General features: G+C 39.7%; 19 protein-coding genes and 1 tRNA gene. 8 read left to right on the forward strand and 12 right to left on the reverse strand.

The window, feature by feature from the left end:
* The first annotated feature begins 26 nt into the window (after positions 1 to 26).
* Together DCO44_RS07535 and DCO44_RS07540 are read left to right on the forward strand one after the other, a co-directional pair.
* The gene (locus DCO44_RS07535; RefSeq protein WP_116760584.1) at positions 27 to 461 is read left to right on the forward strand and encodes a CidA/LrgA family protein; all 435 of its coding nucleotides are present in this window, start codon (positions 27 to 29) and stop codon (positions 459 to 461) included.
* A complete protein-coding gene (locus DCO44_RS07540; RefSeq protein ID WP_116760586.1) occupies positions 458 to 1,153 on the forward strand; it encodes an LrgB family protein in 696 nt (231 codons plus the stop codon). The genes DCO44_RS07535 and DCO44_RS07540 overlap by 4 nt, the downstream gene beginning before the upstream one ends.
* 16 nt (positions 1,154 to 1,169) lie before the next feature.
* Here DCO44_RS07540 and DCO44_RS07545 read toward each other — a convergent pair whose 3' ends face one another.
* From DCO44_RS07545 to ybaK, 12 genes are all read right to left on the reverse strand, one after another.
* Positions 1,170 to 1,928: an adenosylcobinamide-GDP ribazoletransferase gene (locus tag DCO44_RS07545; protein WP_116760588.1), complete on the reverse strand. Its 759-nt coding sequence runs from the start codon at positions 1,926 to 1,928 to the stop codon at positions 1,170 to 1,172.
* A complete protein-coding gene (locus DCO44_RS07550) occupies positions 1,925 to 2,530 on the reverse strand; it encodes a histidine phosphatase family protein (protein ID WP_116760590.1) in 606 nt (201 codons plus the stop codon). Before DCO44_RS07550 ends, DCO44_RS07545 begins: the two co-directional genes overlap by 4 nt.
* 10 nt (positions 2,531 to 2,540) lie before the next feature.
* On the reverse strand, positions 2,541 to 3,593 hold the full coding sequence (cobT, locus tag DCO44_RS07555; protein ID WP_116760592.1) for a nicotinate-nucleotide--dimethylbenzimidazole phosphoribosyltransferase: 1,053 nt from the start codon (positions 3,591 to 3,593) through the stop codon (positions 2,541 to 2,543).
* Positions 3,590 to 4,111 carry a bifunctional adenosylcobinamide kinase/adenosylcobinamide-phosphate guanylyltransferase gene (gene cobU / locus DCO44_RS07560; RefSeq protein ID WP_116760594.1) on the reverse strand — a complete coding sequence of 174 codons (522 nt, stop codon included), beginning with the start codon at positions 4,109 to 4,111 and terminating at the stop codon, positions 3,590 to 3,592. The genes cobT and cobU overlap by 4 nt, the downstream gene beginning before the upstream one ends.
* Positions 4,093 to 4,737, reverse strand: coding sequence for a 2'-5' RNA ligase family protein (locus tag DCO44_RS07565; protein WP_228157529.1), 645 nt, complete (start codon positions 4,735 to 4,737; stop codon positions 4,093 to 4,095). The genes cobU and DCO44_RS07565 overlap by 19 nt, the downstream gene beginning before the upstream one ends.
* A gap of 106 nt (positions 4,738 to 4,843) precedes the next feature.
* Positions 4,844 to 6,985 (reverse strand): bifunctional mannitol-1-phosphate dehydrogenase/phosphatase, encoded by a 2,142-nt coding sequence (gene mtlD / locus DCO44_RS07570; protein ID WP_116760596.1) that lies wholly within the window; start codon positions 6,983 to 6,985, stop codon positions 4,844 to 4,846.
* A 272-nt stretch (positions 6,986 to 7,257) separates the two neighbouring features.
* A complete protein-coding gene (locus DCO44_RS07575) occupies positions 7,258 to 7,494 on the reverse strand; it encodes a hypothetical protein (protein WP_116760598.1) in 237 nt (78 codons plus the stop codon).
* A gap of 477 nt (positions 7,495 to 7,971) precedes the next feature.
* Positions 7,972 to 8,048 (reverse strand) — tRNA-Met (locus DCO44_RS07580).
* A 180-nt stretch (positions 8,049 to 8,228) separates the two neighbouring features.
* Positions 8,229 to 8,438, reverse strand: a complete 210-nt coding sequence (locus tag DCO44_RS07585) for a cold-shock protein (RefSeq protein WP_016167826.1) — start codon at positions 8,436 to 8,438, stop codon at positions 8,229 to 8,231.
* A gap of 170 nt (positions 8,439 to 8,608) precedes the next feature.
* On the reverse strand, positions 8,609 to 8,830 hold the full coding sequence (locus DCO44_RS07590; protein ID WP_116760600.1) for a transposase: 222 nt from the start codon (positions 8,828 to 8,830) through the stop codon (positions 8,609 to 8,611).
* A gap of 239 nt (positions 8,831 to 9,069) precedes the next feature.
* The gene (locus DCO44_RS07595) at positions 9,070 to 9,804 is read right to left on the reverse strand and encodes a hypothetical protein (protein WP_133243152.1); all 735 of its coding nucleotides are present in this window, start codon (positions 9,802 to 9,804) and stop codon (positions 9,070 to 9,072) included.
* A gap of 238 nt (positions 9,805 to 10,042) precedes the next feature.
* On the reverse strand, positions 10,043 to 10,510 hold the full coding sequence (gene ybaK, locus DCO44_RS07600; RefSeq protein ID WP_116760604.1) for a Cys-tRNA(Pro) deacylase: 468 nt from the start codon (positions 10,508 to 10,510) through the stop codon (positions 10,043 to 10,045).
* Positions 10,511 to 10,667: 157 nt separating this feature from the next.
* Here ybaK and DCO44_RS07605 point away from each other — a divergent pair, with 157 nt between their 5' ends.
* Genes DCO44_RS07605 through DCO44_RS07630 form a run of 6 tightly spaced genes read left to right on the forward strand, consistent with a single transcriptional unit; the run spans position 10,668 to position 16,536 of the window.
* Positions 10,668 to 11,318, forward strand: a complete 651-nt coding sequence (locus DCO44_RS07605; RefSeq protein WP_116760606.1) for a CDP-alcohol phosphatidyltransferase family protein — start codon at positions 10,668 to 10,670, stop codon at positions 11,316 to 11,318.
* A gap of 22 nt (positions 11,319 to 11,340) precedes the next feature.
* Positions 11,341 to 13,095: a bifunctional alpha/beta hydrolase/class I SAM-dependent methyltransferase gene (locus DCO44_RS07610; RefSeq protein ID WP_116760608.1), complete on the forward strand. Its 1,755-nt coding sequence runs from the start codon at positions 11,341 to 11,343 to the stop codon at positions 13,093 to 13,095.
* Positions 13,096 to 13,101: 6 nt separating this feature from the next.
* Entirely contained in the window at positions 13,102 to 14,454 is a 1,353-nt protein-coding gene (locus DCO44_RS07615; protein ID WP_116760610.1) for a phosphatase PAP2/dual specificity phosphatase family protein, read from the forward strand.
* Positions 14,451 to 14,894 (forward strand): hypothetical protein, encoded by a 444-nt coding sequence (locus DCO44_RS07620; RefSeq protein ID WP_116760612.1) that lies wholly within the window; start codon positions 14,451 to 14,453, stop codon positions 14,892 to 14,894. Before DCO44_RS07615 ends, DCO44_RS07620 begins: the two co-directional genes overlap by 4 nt.
* Before the next feature lie 14 nt (positions 14,895 to 14,908).
* Complete coding sequence (locus DCO44_RS07625) at positions 14,909 to 15,595, forward strand: lysophospholipid acyltransferase family protein (RefSeq protein ID WP_116760614.1); 687 nt, start codon at positions 14,909 to 14,911, stop codon at positions 15,593 to 15,595.
* Positions 15,592 to 16,536, forward strand: a complete 945-nt coding sequence (locus tag DCO44_RS07630) for a phosphatidate cytidylyltransferase (RefSeq protein ID WP_116760616.1) — start codon at positions 15,592 to 15,594, stop codon at positions 16,534 to 16,536. The genes DCO44_RS07625 and DCO44_RS07630 overlap by 4 nt, the downstream gene beginning before the upstream one ends.
* The last annotated feature ends 253 nt before the right edge of the window (positions 16,537 to 16,789 follow it).

A 16,789-nucleotide genomic window follows, 5' to 3' on the forward strand; every position in this document is an offset into this window, starting at 1 on the left:
TCATGTTGTTTAAACCTGTTTGTATCATGTCCTCTCCCAATACTTCAAAAATGACTTATCCCATCAAAGTCATCACTCAACTTTTATTTTTAATTGGACTCTGGTGGATCGGTTCCTTTATTCAGCAATTCTTTCATCTTCCAATCTCTGCGGGTGTGATCGGACTCATTCTGCTTCTATTTGCCCTGATGTCAGGCCTCATGAAATTGGTGTGGATTAAGTCAGGAGCAGATTTCATTCTTGCCGAATTGGTGTTGATGTTTATTCCCTGTGTCGTGGGCTTAGTCAAATATAAACAGCTCTTTATCACTCAAGGCTGGCAACTTATTCTTGCGGTTGTACTTGGAACCATCTGCGTTATGGTGATGACCGCATACAGTGTTCATTTTGGCTTTAAGTTAGAACGTAAACTTCAGCAAAAACACAGTCATCATAAAGCCAAATTGGAAGCACACTCATGAACTTCACGGCGCTATTTTGTTTCATTGCAACCATTATCGGGTACGTCTTGGCGAAAAAACTCTATCGTCGTTACCCTTATATGCTGCTGTCCCCTGCCATGCTCGTTCCTTTTGTGCTGATTTTAATCTTGTTGGGTTTCCATATCTCCTATGACACTTACATGCTCGATAACCATTGGATTGTCTGGATGCTTGGGCCCGCAACCATCGCCTTTGCCATCCCTATCTATGAATATCGTCAACTGATTCGCGAACATCTGTTTTCTATTGCTCTGGGGATTGTCATTGGAATGAGTGCTGGTGTAATCAGTGCCTTTTATTTGGCAAAACTTTTTCATTTTGATAGCCAAACCACCTACAGCCTAATGTCACGCTCGATCTCGACTCCCTTTGCGATGGAACTGACCTCGCATATTGGCGGTTCAGTCGAACTGGTGATTTTATTTACCATGATTACAGGGATTGCAGGCGTACTTTTGGGAGACACCGTACTACTGCTGTTAAAACTGAACTCCGCCTTTGCACAAGGCGCTTCGCTAGGCAATTCAGCACATGGCTTTGGTACCCATAAAGCATTCATGCGTCATCATGAAGAAGGTGTGATTGCTTCCCTAACTATGGTTTTAGCAGGTGTATTTATGGTGATTCTCGGCCCGAACTTAATTCATCTGGTATCACGTTGCTTAGGCTAATGAGTTGGTTAAAAACTTAAAATAAGGTAGTCATCGGCAAATAATTCAGACCGATCACAAATATCAACAAGCAGATTGTTTCACTTAACTCAATACTCGCACCAATGGTATCTCCTGTAATGCCTCCTAGACGTTGCAGGAACTTAGCACGTAGATAAAAGAATGTTAGTACCCATGCCAGTCCTGTAAGTAAGCCTATACCGTAAAAATACAAGACTAGACTCAAACTGAGTGCAATCACGCCATATACACGGCGCTTAGGCAAATGTGCTGCAATACTCGAACCTAATCCATTGGAACGAACATATGGTGTGCTCACAAATAAAGCCAAAGGCGAAATTCGCGCAAGCAACGGAAATAGCAATAAAGCCAGTGCTGCTTTCTGCTCTAGCAATACATACAATGCAGCCCATTTTAATACGCAGACAATAATTAAACTTAAAACCCCAATTGGTCCACAACTCGGGTCCTTCATAATACGAAGTGTACGCTCCTTGTCTCCAAAGCCTCCGACCCATGCATCAGCCGTATCCGCCAAACCATCGAGATGTAAGCCTCCTGTTAACCAAATCCAAAGCACCAGAATTAAACTTGAGAGTAGAACTGTAGGCAATCCAGACAACAACAGCGCCACGACATATAAGATCAGCCCTATAATTAGACCCACCAAGGGATAAAATAAAATCGAGTTTGCATTCTGCTCAGCCGTCGGCATTTCTTTAAGTTGAATTCGTAACGTAGTCAAGAACTGTAAAGCAATCAGAAATGGAGTCATGTTAACTCCTTTAAAGCCAACATCTGTGTAACCGCGTCCCAATGAAAAGAATTGAGTTGCCCCAATTCAGCCGACATTTTCAACACATCATCCAAGGGTTGCTGTAACACCATACATTTTAACAGTTTGATGACACCGCCATGTGTGACCACCAATGCAGATTGCCAACCATTGAGCTGCATCTGCTGCTGTATGTTTGTTATTGCTGCACTGACTCGGAGATGAAACTGATGCATAGTTTCCGCATTGGGAAGTGTAGTCTGCGTTGGTTTTTGCCAGAAGTCTGCCAAAGTTTCAGGAAATTGTTCATATAGCTGTTGTATCGACTGTCCTTCCCAATCGCCAAAATGCATTTCTTGCAGGTTTTTATCTAAAATAAACGGTATATCCTGCTCTTTTACAAAGTGTTCCGCGAACATAGAACAACGCTGCAAGGGTGAGGAAAAGACTACATCCCATTGCTGAGGCTGAGTTTGAGATTGACCTATACTGCTCAGCATCTGTTGCCATCCCTTAGCTGTCAAAGCATCATCCAGTGAACCGCGCAGCGTATGACTCAGTTCACTTTCGCCATGTCGTAGTAGATCAATCTTTAAGTGCATAGCAGATTTCCTAAATTTTCTCACCAATCACAGCGGCTTCTGCAAATGTCGCCATTTGATTATGTAAATGACATGCCAATTTAATAATCCCAAGTGCTGCACCTGCACCACTGGCTTCACCCAAGCGTAAATTTAACTTTAAAATTGGCTCTGCATTTAACTCTTGCAATAAGCGTTGATGCCCATATTCGGCAGACTGATGTCCGAACAGCATCCATTCACGAACCGCAGGGTTCAGTTGGACTGCAACCAGTGCAGCAGCCGTACTGATAAAGCCATCAACCACCATTGGTAGACCCAATTGCGCACAACGGATATATGCACCGACCATCGCAGCAATTTCTAAACCACCGACGGTGCATAAGGCTTTGAAAGCATCTTGCTGAACATCATCACGGTGTAATGCCACAGCGTGGTCGATCACTTGTTTTTTATGTGCTAATTGCTCTGCACGAATACCCGTGCCAACCCCAGTAAGTTGTTCCGCAGCTTCATTGAGTAACATACAAGCCAGAGCAGAAGCCGAACAGGTATTGCCAATGCCCATTTCACCCGCAACATAAATAGAGGCTTTTTCCTTTACGGCACGTTCGACACTTTGCTTACCCAAATTCATGGCTGCAATACACTGTTCTTCTGTCATTGCAGGCTGTTTGGCAAAATTGGCTGTGCCTGGAGCAATACAATGAGTTTCTACGTGTGGATATTGATAAGTATCTCCCACCGTACCACAGTCAATCACTTGTAAAGTTGCCGCATATTCCTTGGCAATCACACTAATACACGCACCACCCGTGGTAAAATTAAGCAACATTTGACGGGTCACTGCTTGAGGATAAGCGGAAATATTCTCTTCCATCACCCCATGATCGCCAGCAAAAATACTAATCCACGGCGCTTGAATATCGGGTTGATCTTTATTCTGCAAACTTGCCAATAAAATTGCGATACGTTCTAACTCAGACAAAGAACCAGTAGGCTTGGTGAGTTGTAATTGGCGCGCTTCTGCACGTTGTTTCGCTGCATCATTCGGTTGTTGACACGCCTCTAACCACCAGCTCATGATTTGTCTCCTTTTAATTGCATTGATAATCCCGCCACACAAAACTGTACCTTATCGGCAAGTTGAGCCAGTTGTTGATGCAATCGCCCCGATTCATCCACAAACTTACGGCTCAGTTCCCCCATAGGCACAACGCCTAAACCTGTTTCATTACTCACAAGAATAATTGTGGAAGATAAAGTCGGTAAAACGTCGAGTAATTTTTGCATCTGCTGTGCCAATAAGTTTTGATCATCTGCCAGTAACAGATTGGTCATCCATAAAGTCAGACAATCCACTAAGATCAGTTGTTCTGGCGCATCTATACGCTGCAAACAATTGGCTAAATACAACGTTTCTTCGCTGAGTTGCCAATGTGATGGTCGTTGCGATTGATGATGTTGAATCCGTTGCTGCATTTCAGCATCTAAAGCCTGAGCGGTTGCCACATAATGAACCTTAAGCCCCGAATCTTGTGCAATCTGTTCAGCCAAACGACTTTTACCTGAACGAGCACCGCCTAATATGAATTGCAACATACGTCACCTAATGAAATGTTCTGTAGAGTATGTAAAGGACCTTGTAAAACTTGAGCCTGATAATAACCAAACTTGATCTGGCTAATGTCAATTTCAAACTGCTGAGCAGGAAATGCAGCCATTTTGTCTAAAATACTTTGGCTGGGATACGCAGCGTTATATAAACCCACGGTAATATGCGGGCAATAGCTTAATGCCGCAACTTCATCACTAAACTGGGCACATTGCGCTCTGATTTTTTCTAAAGCTAGGTCGGTATCTAAGACATCAAGATATAAGGCGCTACTGAAACTATTCAGAGCACCTATTTTAAGTTTAAATTTTTCTGGTCGGCTTAACTTCAACTGCACATATTGTTGTTGGAATTGCTGTTGTGCGAAGTCATCATCAAAAATGGCTTGATCTTGTGCTAAAAAACCGCAAATAAACAGTGTGATATGAAACTGACGTGTATTGGGAAATAACAAATATTCAGAGAAATAATCTTGAACTTGATTAAGATACAAAATCAAGTCTGGATTTTGAATTTCGATATACCACAAAGCATATTGTTCCCGCCCATGATGCCATTCGGGATAATCACGGTGGATCGTGGGAACAACATGACTGATGTGATCTAAAGACACGTTTAATATCACTTTAAACTGCAAAGTGATATTAAAACACGTTATTTACCCGACTCATGCAAGGCAAAGTTTATAAATATTCAACTTGTGCTGAAAATGATTCAAATTATGCACAAACAGCAGATGTATCACTTGAATGAATTGAAATCCGTTTAGGATCAAACTGATCGGGATGCTGAAGTAGATCAGCTAAACCACGCTTTAATTGCATCAGTAACGCTTGTTGCTGCGGAATGCTAAGTAACATCTTTTCTACTTCATTTTGCATCGTGCTCATCACATCATCTATAGCTATCTGCTCATGCAAAATGGCATAGCCATAACCCAATACTGCACCCGCAATCAATTGGTCATATGCTTGTCCACTCAAGATTTGCTGCTGAATAGAAGATAAAACCCGTTCGCCTGACTCCAGTTTGCGTAAAGGATCTCGTGCTACCCGTGAACAAGGGTCTTTAAAGGCAAATTTACAAGAGTCGATAAAACTCTGAGCCAAACGGTTTAAGTCTACTTCCCGATGCGGTAGTTGCAGCAATAAACCTTGCTTAACTTGTGCTAAGAGTTGCTGACTAAACTGCTGTAGCTGTACATCCCCCATGGCGATACCGATCGTCTCATGCCCCAATAGGCTGGCATACCACGCCATCATGGCATGGGTTCCGTTCCATAAGCGATTTTTGATCAGTTGAATTTCGGAAATATCATCTACAATGATCATTTGTCGCATTTTACCGAGTAAAGGACTTTGCTTTTCCACATAAATTGGCATATCCAACTCTGCATGGAACAGGATTAAATCCATACTCTGTAAAATATGGCTCGGTTGGAAATTACGGCGCAAATCTTCAATATACACAGCAGCTTGATGCTCTTGGGTCGAATCCAACTGAAGACTTTCGTCTAAATCAGCATTTTCAGTTTCGACTTCTTCCTGAAACTGTTTAAAAATGTTGTATTTAATTTTGAGTTGACGATATAGATTTTTCTGGCTCAGTTTCGACACCATACGGTTGACTACGGTATCGCAAAAATAATGCTGTTGTAGAATCTGCTCAGTAATGGCCACACTGGTTAAGTCATTTAAGGCTTGTCGTAAATAATCAAGAAAGAGCTGTTTAGCATTGACCTTGTTCAGAATAATCAAAACTGTCAGCGGTTCTTTAGATTGTCGAGCTTGATGGTTATGTCGCTCATACAAGCCTTTAGCAATCATCTTCACCTCATGCACCAAAGCATTCTCAGGTAAACACACGGCGATCAAGCTGGATTCAACATACATATCCATCATTTGTGCTTCATCATCCGCATCAATCACCAACACATTACGAATTGCTTCGTCATAAGAGATTTGCCCATAGCGAATACAATAACCAGCAAAGGCATTCACTGCTTCACGGAACAAATGATTCCGTGTTGAAGCCAGTATGCGTTTTGGACGCGTATAACCGTCCCAGTGTGAAAGGACTTGTGCTAAATAACCACCACCAATCGCACCAAAGCCATGAATACCGACAGTTAGCTGATTTAAAGTTTGAGGAAAAGATTCTTGTAATTGGGGTAAATCTTGTTTTGCAATATAACCATCTAAATCTTTCAGATAGTCATACATATTTTCGTAATAGTAATTGGCTTTGCCACGCATATTGGCATTTGCTGGCTTAATATCTTTGAATAAAACGGTAATACCTTTAGCATCAAATGCCGATGTCACACCATTTTCCGAATCTTCAAACATTAAGCATTGGTCAGCGTTTAAATTGAGCTTTTCCGCAGCGGTCAAAAAAATCTCTGGATGAGGTTTGCCCTTTTCAACTTCATCGCCACAGACCACCACATCAAAGAATTTATATACATTGGCATTAATCAAATATTCTTCTGCAATGGCACGGCGACTAGAAGTCGCTACCGCCATACGTAAACCTGACTTTCTTAAACGCTCTAGAACCTGAACAAGCCCCTTTTTAATTGGAACACCATAGCTACGTACAGACTCTAATTCCAATTCATCTGCACGTTTACGGATTTCAGCATAAGGAATATCTGCTCCATAGGTTTCCTGTGCCAATTCATGTGCTGTTGTGGCACTTAAGCCTAAACATGCCATTAAGTACGCATTGGAAAAAGACTGACCGATAAGTTCTTGAGATGCCTGTTTCAATGTTTGAAACCGAAGACGCTCAGTATCAAACATTGTTCCATCCATATCAAAAATAGCACCCAAAACAACATGCTCATGAAATTTCAGCATTTATGTTCCTCAAGTTATTGTTATGTACAGCCGTTAGCCTAATCAAATAAATAACAGTTGAGCAAAAATGACACGATATGAAATAATTTTGATCAAAAAGCACCCATAAAAACCTAAATTCGCCGAATTCATGTTTTATTTGTTTAATACTCGGTAAGTTTATGTAACAAAAAATCTACTTTGGCTTTTTTTACCAAGGCTTTTTAAAAACAATAAAAAAACCTACCCAAAATATTGAGTAGGTTAAATAATTAAAATTACAGCATCAAAAACTAATTTTTCATTAGAAAAGTTAATTCATAATCATCATGGGTAATTTTAACTCGAATACCTCGATAGCTACGCTTATCTGGATCTAATGCTGAATTAATTACTTCATCCGCGAACTTTTGATGAGCCATAAATTTTGCGTATAGTTTATATCCAACACGAATTTTCTTAATTTTTTTGTCTTTTGCTTCGTACTTATCTATGGTCTGATCTAAAAACTCTAAATTCAAGTCACTCACGTATTTATCCTCTATTGTTCTACTCTATACCTTGCTTACTTGTACCTGAATTGAGTTCAAATAACCAGTAAATAAAAAGTCCAACTCAAAATAGAGTTATAGAATATAAAGCACTTATGAAGCTAAAAAGGCATCAAAAATTTCAGGCTCTTTTCGTACACTCGAATCAGTTAAAGTTTTATTTTAGAAAACAATCTGTGGTTGATTAAATTGATCTACAGGATCACTCACCACATAGGATCAAAGAGGCTCACAATAGAAAGCTCATAGAAGAACGATAAGAAGCAGCTCAGTCTTCCGCATAGCAGACATAACGATTAAATAAGCCAACATGACAATGAACCAACACTTTCACTGCAACACACACCTATAAAACACTGCATTCGATGTGTGGATTACTCGTCTCAAAGCGACCAATCACGCATAAAAAAACCCAATCTAATAAGATTGGGCTATAAACTTTGAATCTTTTCTCGTTGGTAGCGGGAGCTGGATTTGAACCAACGACCTTCGGGTTATGAGCCCGACGAGCTACCAGACTGCTCCATCCCGCATCAACGAGTTGACTTTATACGCCCTACTGGAAGATAAAGCAAACTTTATTTTAAATTACTTGCTTATTGTGTGAAAAACAAACAGATTTGAATTAAAATGACCAAACTCCATACTTTTCACTATGCAATAAAAAAGCCCGCCTAAAGCGAGCTTTTATACTTTAAGCAATGGATTAAAGCTTAGATTGCTGTAATACCACTAGCTTGAGCACCTTTTTTCCCTGCAGTAACAGTGAATTGTACTCGTTGGCCTTCTTGCAAAGTTTTGAAACCATTTGTTTGGATTTCACTGAAATGAGCGAATACATCTTCACCATTGTCAGCAGCAATAAAGCCAAAACCTTTAGTTTCATTGAACCACTTTACAGTACCAGTAGTTAAATTAGACATAATATATTTCCTATACGATTGAGCAAATAATAGAAAATAATTTATTAAACATAAACTTTTAATAAAATGCAGGATGAAAATCAACAACACAATAAAATCAGTAAACACAATAAAATTATTGTTCTAGCGCGCACAACTATACACGCTTTATTGACTAAATAATAGAATATTTAACTATTTAATTTGTAAAGTTTGTGCAGCGCGGTATAAAACGATTTACCATCAACATTGAGAGAGCATTTTTCACCAGACTCAAATTCAATCTGTTTGCCCACTTCGACCCAGCTCACACCAGATAAATTATTTTGTTTTCGCTTCAGAGGGATAATTTTCACACGTATTTCATCGCCATTTATGGCTCTTGCTGTGGTCCAGCCATTTAAAAAAATCAACTTAATTACTCATATATTGAGCCTTTGCAAACAAAAAGTATTTCATAAATAAGACCATTCGGGAGTTTGGAGATTATTCTATAAAGAGGCATTTTGCCTAGAACTTATAATATTTACATCAGCAAAGCATGTAAAATGGATATCAGGACGTATCCAACTTTGGACGTGTATACTACGCGATCTAGGCTTGGTAAGCAAACTGCATAAAAAAGCCCATTCTCAGATGGGCTTATACAAACTTATACCTTCGTTCCTTTACATACAATATCTGCTATTTTTCCAGCAGGCTCATTAAAAATGTAGATCAGGTTAGGGTCTGTGACACAGACCGAAGCCTGAAATAAATCTCGAACGAATAGCCAAATATTGAATTCTTTTGCTTCATTTAAATTTGATCTATTTGCATTTATTTGCTCATACTGCTGAGCTGCCTGAGTAAAGATAGCACTCCAGTTTTTCCCAAATTTCTTCAAATCTGTTGTAGAGGTACCTCTTAAATCAATAATCTGATCTATCTGAGAAGAGTTAGGATTATATACCGCGATAAAAGGGCCAGTTGAATACACCAACTTAGGGTTGAGCTTAACCAATTCACTTTCCGCAAGATTGTAGTCATATACCCTTAAAATCAAATCGCAATCACGGGTATTTTGCGACAAATTTGTTGTTACAGGCACTTTAGTTACAACCTGATGCTCAATAGCCACGCCTTCACTCGCCTCAACATCCTCGGCAGTTTCTAATTGTACAAAGCCCTCACACAATGCTTTGTTAAATTTTTTGGCATTCACACCTTTATTAAAAAAGATCACGGCGGAAGGTCGGGTACTATGCGCAACAGGCGTTAAATCGGCCAATGATGTCGTGAATTGTCGAGTCATCACATCTGAGTCATGAATAGGTATCATGGCAACTGGTGATGGAGGTGCTGTTACAGGTGCTACAGAACACCCCCATAAAGGCAAAAGACTCATGCATAGCGTTGCTATAATCCTACATTTACCCATCTTACTTCATCCCTGTTTGCTACATATTAAGGTCGGGCATATTATCATTCTGACTTTATCGAAACAAATCATCTGATTAAATAATACAATCTAGACTCAAATCATAAAACAACTGCATGTACCTTTTAGCAAAATCAGATACCTGAATCATCAGGTCAGCAACACTTCAAAAATAAGCTTAAGTTCATCGGACAAAATATCGCAATTATTCATCAACCACATCTGCAAACACTGCACTTAATACTTCACGCAGATCTTGTGGTGCCAGCCCAATATCTAAGCCACGTTTTCCACCACTGACGTAAATCTTTGCTAAGGTTTGAGCACTTTCATCAATCACAGTTTTAAGTCTTTTCTTTTGTCCAATAGGACTAATGCCTCCAACCAAATAACCTGTTAAGCGCTCGGCATCTTTAGGATCGGCCATATGCACTTTTTTTGCCCCAACCGCAGCGGCTACTTTTTTTAAGTTTAGTAAATGATGTACTGGTAAAATTGCAACGTAATAGTTCTTATCATCAGTGACTAAAAGTGTTTTAAACACTTCCTCTACTTTTAAGTTCAGCTTTTCTGCTGCCTCTAAACCAAAACTTTTCGCATTGGCATCGTGCTCGTATTCATGAATAGAGAAATCAATTTTTTTGCTTTTTAGTAATTTGCAGGCTGGCGTCATCTTGCTTCTACTCTTGAAATAAACCGCATAATTATAGGCATTTCATAATCAAAATGTGAATTCTACTTAGGCTATTAGTTTTGAAATTCATCTAGCTTGAATTCAACTTCCTGAAATGGGTACAATTCAAGCAAAATACGATACTTAAAAAAAGCCAATGCCTTCTATTTATCAGCTTAAACCTGCTTTTCAGAATTTATTACGACCTTTCGTTCGTCGCTTATATCAACATGGCATTACGGCAAATCAGGTTACTTTATTTGCCATGTTCATTTCGTTGCTTTTAGCAGGTTGGTTAGGTTTTATTTTTAGCAATCCAACACAGGCAAATGCTTTTTATTTCCTACTTGTTCCCATTTGGATGCTTATTCGCATGGCATTTAATGCAATTGATGGCATGTTGGCACGCGAATTCAAACAACAATCTAAATTGGGTGCTTATCTGAATGAATTGTGTGATGTGATTTCAGATACGGCGCTATATTTGTGCTTTATCGTTTTAAGCTGTATATCTGCGCCTTTACTGTTATGCGTCGTATTCTTAGCCATCCTCAGCGAATATGCAGGAGTCATGGCTCCTGTGATTGGTCAAGAACGCCGTTATGATGGGCCTATGGGGAAAAGCGACCGAGCTTTCTGGTTTAGCCTTTTGGCTATCTTCTATACACTCAGCCAATATTTTTCAGAACATGTCACATTTAAACTACAACAATTAATGAGTAATGGCTTATTAGCCGTCATTGCGCTTTTGCTCATGATAACCATCTATAACCGCATACGTCATGCGATTCAAATTACTTCACATTAATTGATCATTAGGACAATAAAGAATGCCTTATAACAATAGTCAGCAACATTTCATTAGCCATGATGGTGCACCCTTGTTCTATCAACACTGGGCTTCACCGCATAACCCAGAGAAAAAAGCCATTGTGATGTTTCATCGTGGGCATGAACATTCGGGTCGTATGGCGCATTTGGTTGAAGAATTAGATCTTCCTGATTTTGATTTTTTTGCATGGGATGCACGCGGTCATGGTGAATCACCTGGTGAACGTGGCGATGCACCCAGCTTTTCTGCTTGTGTGAAAGACATTCAATACTTTATTCAACATATTGAAAAAACCTATGCGATACCATCTGAGAATATTGCGATTATTGCTCAAAGTGTCGGGGCTGTATTGGCAGCGACATGGGTACATGACTATGCCCCTAAAATTCGTGCCTTATGTTTAGCATCCCCTGCCTTTGATATTAAGTTGTATGTCCCCTTTGCTAAACAAGGTTTAACGTTACTGAATAAATTACGCGGCAATTTCTTTATCCAAAGTTATGTCAAAGCCAAAATGCTCACGCATGATTTAGACCGTGCCCAGCAGTATGATCATGACCCGAAAATTGCCAGAGCCATTTCTGTACGTATGTTGCTTGGGCTGTATGATGCTGCCGAACGATTGGTTAAAGATGCCCAAAATATCTATGTACCTACTCAAATCTTGTGCTCAGGTGCCGACTTTGTGGTAGAGCAGAAACCACAACGAGACTTTTATGAACGTTTGGCGCATCCCAATAAAGAATTTCATGTTTTAGACGGCTTTTTTCACGACACTTTAGGTGAACAAAACCGTGAGATTGCCATTAAAAAAGTCCGTCGCTTTATTCAACAGTGTTTTGCACATCCTTATGATACGCCTGACGTTTTAAATGCCGATAAAATTGGCGCAAGTTGCTCAACTGCTGAACAATTTAGTCAGACACTACCAAAAACATCTCTTAAGAAACTGTTTTGGGATTTGACTCAACGTCAACTCAAATTTGGTAGTCAGTTTTCTAAAGGCCTTAAAATTGGCGAACAAACAGGTTATGACTCTGGCAGCACCCTAGACTTTGTCTATCGTAATCAACCAGAAAGCCAGAATTTACTGGGTAAAGTCATTGATCAACAGTATTTAAATGCCATTGGTTGGCGTGGCATTCGAGCTCGTAAACAAAATATCGAATCTCTACTGGAAAAATATGCCGCATTATTGGTTAAAAAACGTAACCCTGTTCGTATCTTAGATATTGCGGCTGGACATGGGCGTTATATTTTAGATGCGGTTGCACAATTACCTAAACAACCCGAATCTATTCTGCTACGTGATTATAGCGAACTCAATGTCAAAGCTGGGCAAACACTCATTCAAGAAAGAGGCTTAAACGAAATTGCAACTTTTGTTCAAGCCGATGCCTTTGATACGGCGTCTCTCGCAAACATTAAACCGAAAGCAACCTTAGCTGTTGTTTCAGGACTCTATGAGTTGTTTAGTGATAATGATTTATTACGTCAGTCCCTAGCTGGACTGTATAAAGCCATGCTCAAAGATGGCTATCTGATTTATACGGGACAGATTTGGCATCCGCAGCAAGAGTTTATTGCCCGCGCACTCACCTCACATCGTCAAGGCGAAGCATGGGTCATGCGTTTACGTTCACAGGCAGAGATGGATGCTTTAGTCGAACAAGCTGGATTTAAGAAAATTGATCAATGCATTGATGAATTCGGTATTTTTACGGTTTCTGTCGCGCAAAAAATTGAGTCGTAATATTCTATGCAGGCACTCACACATCAGGCAGGCACATGGAAATGGGGAATACTCTGCCTGTTACTTCTTGCCCCTTTTTTCTTTTTAAGTTACGGCTTTGCCAATCATTATGCTGCGGGGCTGAATTACGTTCCAAGCATTGTGTTCTCTTGGGAAAAATATATTCCGCTATGGCCATGGACGATTGTTCCTTATTGGTCAATCGACTTATTTTATGGACTTTCGCTGTTGCTGTGCTGGAATAAATTTGAACTCAAACAGCATGTGTTGCGACTTTTCAGCGCACAACTGATTTCTATTGGCTGTTTTTTATTATTTCCACTGAAATTCAGTTTTGAGCGCCCCGAACTACAAGGCTTCTTCGGTGTTTGGTTTGATATTCTGATGGGTTTTGATAAACCCTTTAATCAAGCCCCATCCTTACATATTGTCCTGTTAATGATCTTGTGGGATTTCTATCGTCGTCATGTGCCTTCCTCTTATCGCTGGTTTGTCGATCTTTGGAGTTTTCTCATTGGTGTATCGGTACTAACCACATGGCAGCATCATTTTATTGATATCCCTACTGGCATTTGGGTTGGGGCATTCTGTTTGTGGTTATTTCCGTTGTATGCATCATCTCCATTACAAACACAAAAAGTACAACAGCGAACTTTAAAGCATTTCAAGTTAGGCAGTTATTACCTCATTGCAGCACTCCTTCTGACATTTTTAGCTCTGTTTTTTAAAGGATGGATGCTTTGGTTGGCTTATCCCGCAAGCAGTTTATTCTTGGTTGCTTGTGCTTATAGCCTGAATCGTCCACATTTTTTTCAGAAACAAGCCGATGGCACGATGAGCATTGCAGCGTGGATCTTATTTGCGCCTTATTTTCTTTTCGCAAAACTCAATAGCCGTATCTGGACCAGAACACATCCCAACGATTCTTTAATTCTGACCAAAGAGAACACTCAGATTTTTCTAGGCAGAATTCCTTCAACTCAAAACATGCAGCAGTATGATGGTTTATTTGACTGTTGCGCTGAACTTCCTTTAGAACCACTACACGATTATCAGCAATATCTAAGTCTTGACCTCATTCCATTACAAGCACAACAGCTAAATCTTGCAGTACAAGCATTGAATCAACTGATGTCTTCACAGTACGGCAATAAGAAAGTTCTGATTTTTTGTGCCTTAGGATATTCACGCAGTAGCAGTATACTTGCTGCATGGTTGCTCCAAACTGGACATGCCAGTCGAGTGGATGATGCCATTCAAATCATTCGTCAGGCTCGACCTTGGATTGTACTGAATGCTCAGCAACTCGCAGCGATAGACACCTACCAAAAACAATATTTACAGCAGGTCAAGACATGAAGTTACTGATTGTCGCCAAGTTACTACAAAATACAGACGGTATCCGTCATGCAGGCTATATCTCATTTACCTTATCTGTTCTGTGCTATTTTTTTTATGCTTGGCAGTCGATTGCCGTTTATCTTTCTCTCATCATTATTTTTATTTTATGTCTACTTCAACATTATCTTAGTATTCGAATTAAGTTCGATGCCGAGCTGCTAAGTTTGATGGGGACTAACTCAGAGCACATTGAAGATGCACAATCCATAGTACAAAAAACGCAAATACTTGACCAGAGTTTACTCGAATTAGGACTCATTCCTGCTAAAAAGCAACAGCGTAGCTGGGATATTCGCATTCAAGGCTGTATGCGCTTATTTAAGCTTCATGTATTTCTGGTCTTATGCCAATATATCGTTTTAATATCGCTCATGATATTTTTATTACAACAAAAATAAAACTCGGTGACGTTATGCAAAGTACAAATTCTTCCTCAACTGAAACCGATCATAAAGCCCATTTTCTTTCTCAGTCACTGGCACGTTTTATTGCTTTTTTAACCCGTCGTAGCGCACGACTGTTAACAGGTGCACGTAGTCGATGGGTCGGTTGCAAACCTGCCACCAAGCAGCGAATTTACTATGCCAATCACAATAGCCACATCGATTTTATTTTACTATGGTCATCATTGCCAACACCTATCCGTCGTAGAACTCGACCAGTCGCAGCGTCAGATTATTGGCTAAAAGATGGCTTTCGACGTTTTCTTATTCATGACACATTTACAGGTGTAACGATTCAGAGGAATCATAATGGGCAATCAGATCCACTTGAACCGATTAAAAATGTACTTCAGCAAGGCGATTCTATTATTTTCTTCCCTGAAGGAACGCGTAATTTAAATGATGATGTCGAACTCTTGCCCTTTAAAAGTGGGCTATATCATTTAAGCCAACAATTTCCAGAAGTTGAAGTCATTCCTGTTTGGATTTCGAATCTTAAACGTGTCATGCCCAAAGGGGCTTTAGTCCCATTACCCTTATTATCGACTGTGATTTTTGGTGCTCCATTAACATTCACAGTCCATACAGATAAAAATGACTTTTTATTGCAAGCACAGAAAGCATTATTAGAATTGAAAGAGGTTGAGTTCCAATGACAGCAACCAACTTACAGCAAACCTATTTGCTCTTTGCAATTTTTACTGGAATATTGGTCTTTGCCTCAACCGTGGGCTGGATCTTAAAAAAACGTACTGCTCAGCAAATTTCACCTGTTATTGATAATTTAAACGCACGTATCAATGCTTGGTGGGTCATGCTCATTGTGCTTGCTACAGCAATACTAATGGGAAAAGTTACTTTTATTTTACTTTTTGCAATTATCTCACTTTTTGCACTGAGAGAATTTATCAGTCTACTGCCTACACGCCGTGGTGATTATTTTCCATTATTGATCGCTTTTTATTTTGTTATTCCTTATCAATATTATTTGGTCTATATCGATTGGTACGGTCTATATTCCATTTTTATTCCATTGTATGTTTTTCTGTTAATCCCAATCGCTAGTTTGAAACAGGAAGACACCAAACACTTTTTAGAGCGCAGTGCCAAAATACAATGGGGACTCATGGTTTGTGTGTTTTGTATTTCGCACGTTCCGGCACTCATCAATTTAAAATTACCTGGCTTTCAAGGCGAAAAAATCTGGTTAGCCATCTGGCTAATTATTGTGGTACAAGCCTCTGATGTGCTGCAATATGTTTGCGGAAAACTATTTGGAAAACACAAGGTTGCACCGATACTTTCACCATCCAAAACCATTGAAGGTCTTTTAGGCGGTATTTTCTTGGCAACAGGTCTAGGCATTCTTATGAAATGGCTAACACCCTTTAGTTATTGGCAAGCAGCACTCATTGGATTGATTGTGTGTATCTTTGGCTTTTTTGGCGGTTTGGTCATGTCTGCAATTAAAAGAGACCGAGGTGTCAAAGACTGGGGACAACTTATTCATGGTCATGGCGGTATGTTAGACCGCATAGATTCAATTTGCTTCTCAGCACCGATTTTTTTTCATATTTTGCGTTATTGGTGGAGTTAAAAAAGAAGCTGTTCTTTTTATACCACACAGCATAAACCCTAGTTTTATAACTAGGGTTTATCTGACTTTTAAAAATAAGATGATATTTTCAAAGTCGTTAATGCATCATTTGCCCAAAGGCATAAACTACAACCATCAACATCACAACCGACGATGACGTTATTAATAATTCTAAAGCGTTCATACCCCACCCCCATATTAAGATGGTAGTCCTATTTAGACACGTTTAAGCTACATTTACAACCCAAAAGTG

Source organism: Acinetobacter sp. AM, assembly GCF_003105055.1.
GTDB classification, from domain to species: Bacteria; Pseudomonadota; Gammaproteobacteria; order Pseudomonadales; family Moraxellaceae; genus Acinetobacter; species Acinetobacter tibetensis.

Excerpts from the sequence above, each read along its gene's own strand:
- DCO44_RS07545 (WP_116760588.1), bottom strand. The coding sequence starts at position 1,928 with ATGACTCCATTTCTGATTGCTTTACAGTTCTTGACTACGTTACGAATT.
- DCO44_RS07625 (WP_116760614.1), top strand. The coding sequence starts at position 14,909 with ATGCAAAGTACAAATTCTTCCTCAACTGAAACCGATCATAAAGCCCAT.
- cobT (WP_116760592.1), bottom strand. The coding sequence starts at position 3,593 with ATGAGCTGGTGGTTAGAGGCGTGTCAACAACCGAATGATGCAGCGAAA.
- DCO44_RS07610 (WP_116760608.1), top strand. The coding sequence starts at position 11,341 with ATGCCTTATAACAATAGTCAGCAACATTTCATTAGCCATGATGGTGCA.
- mtlD (WP_116760596.1), bottom strand. The coding sequence starts at position 6,985 with ATGCTGAAATTTCATGAGCATGTTGTTTTGGGTGCTATTTTTGATATG.
- DCO44_RS07585 (WP_016167826.1), bottom strand. The coding sequence starts at position 8,438 with ATGTCTAATTTAACTACTGGTACTGTAAAGTGGTTCAATGAAACTAAA.
- DCO44_RS07605 (WP_116760606.1), top strand. The coding sequence starts at position 10,668 with ATGCCTTCTATTTATCAGCTTAAACCTGCTTTTCAGAATTTATTACGA.
- DCO44_RS07620 (WP_116760612.1), top strand. The coding sequence starts at position 14,451 with ATGAAGTTACTGATTGTCGCCAAGTTACTACAAAATACAGACGGTATC.
- DCO44_RS07550 (WP_116760590.1), bottom strand. The coding sequence starts at position 2,530 with ATGCACTTAAAGATTGATCTACTACGACATGGCGAAAGTGAACTGAGT.
- DCO44_RS07540 (WP_116760586.1), top strand. The coding sequence starts at position 458 with ATGAACTTCACGGCGCTATTTTGTTTCATTGCAACCATTATCGGGTAC.
- DCO44_RS07595 (WP_133243152.1), bottom strand. The coding sequence starts at position 9,804 with ATGAGTCTTTTGCCTTTATGGGGGTGTTCTGTAGCACCTGTAACAGCA.
- DCO44_RS07630 (WP_116760616.1), top strand. The coding sequence starts at position 15,592 with ATGACAGCAACCAACTTACAGCAAACCTATTTGCTCTTTGCAATTTTT.
- cobU (WP_116760594.1), bottom strand. The coding sequence starts at position 4,111 with ATGTTGCAATTCATATTAGGCGGTGCTCGTTCAGGTAAAAGTCGTTTG.
- DCO44_RS07615 (WP_116760610.1), top strand. The coding sequence starts at position 13,102 with ATGCAGGCACTCACACATCAGGCAGGCACATGGAAATGGGGAATACTC.
- ybaK (WP_116760604.1), bottom strand. The coding sequence starts at position 10,510 with ATGACGCCAGCCTGCAAATTACTAAAAAGCAAAAAAATTGATTTCTCT.
- DCO44_RS07535 (WP_116760584.1), top strand. The coding sequence starts at position 27 with ATGTCCTCTCCCAATACTTCAAAAATGACTTATCCCATCAAAGTCATC.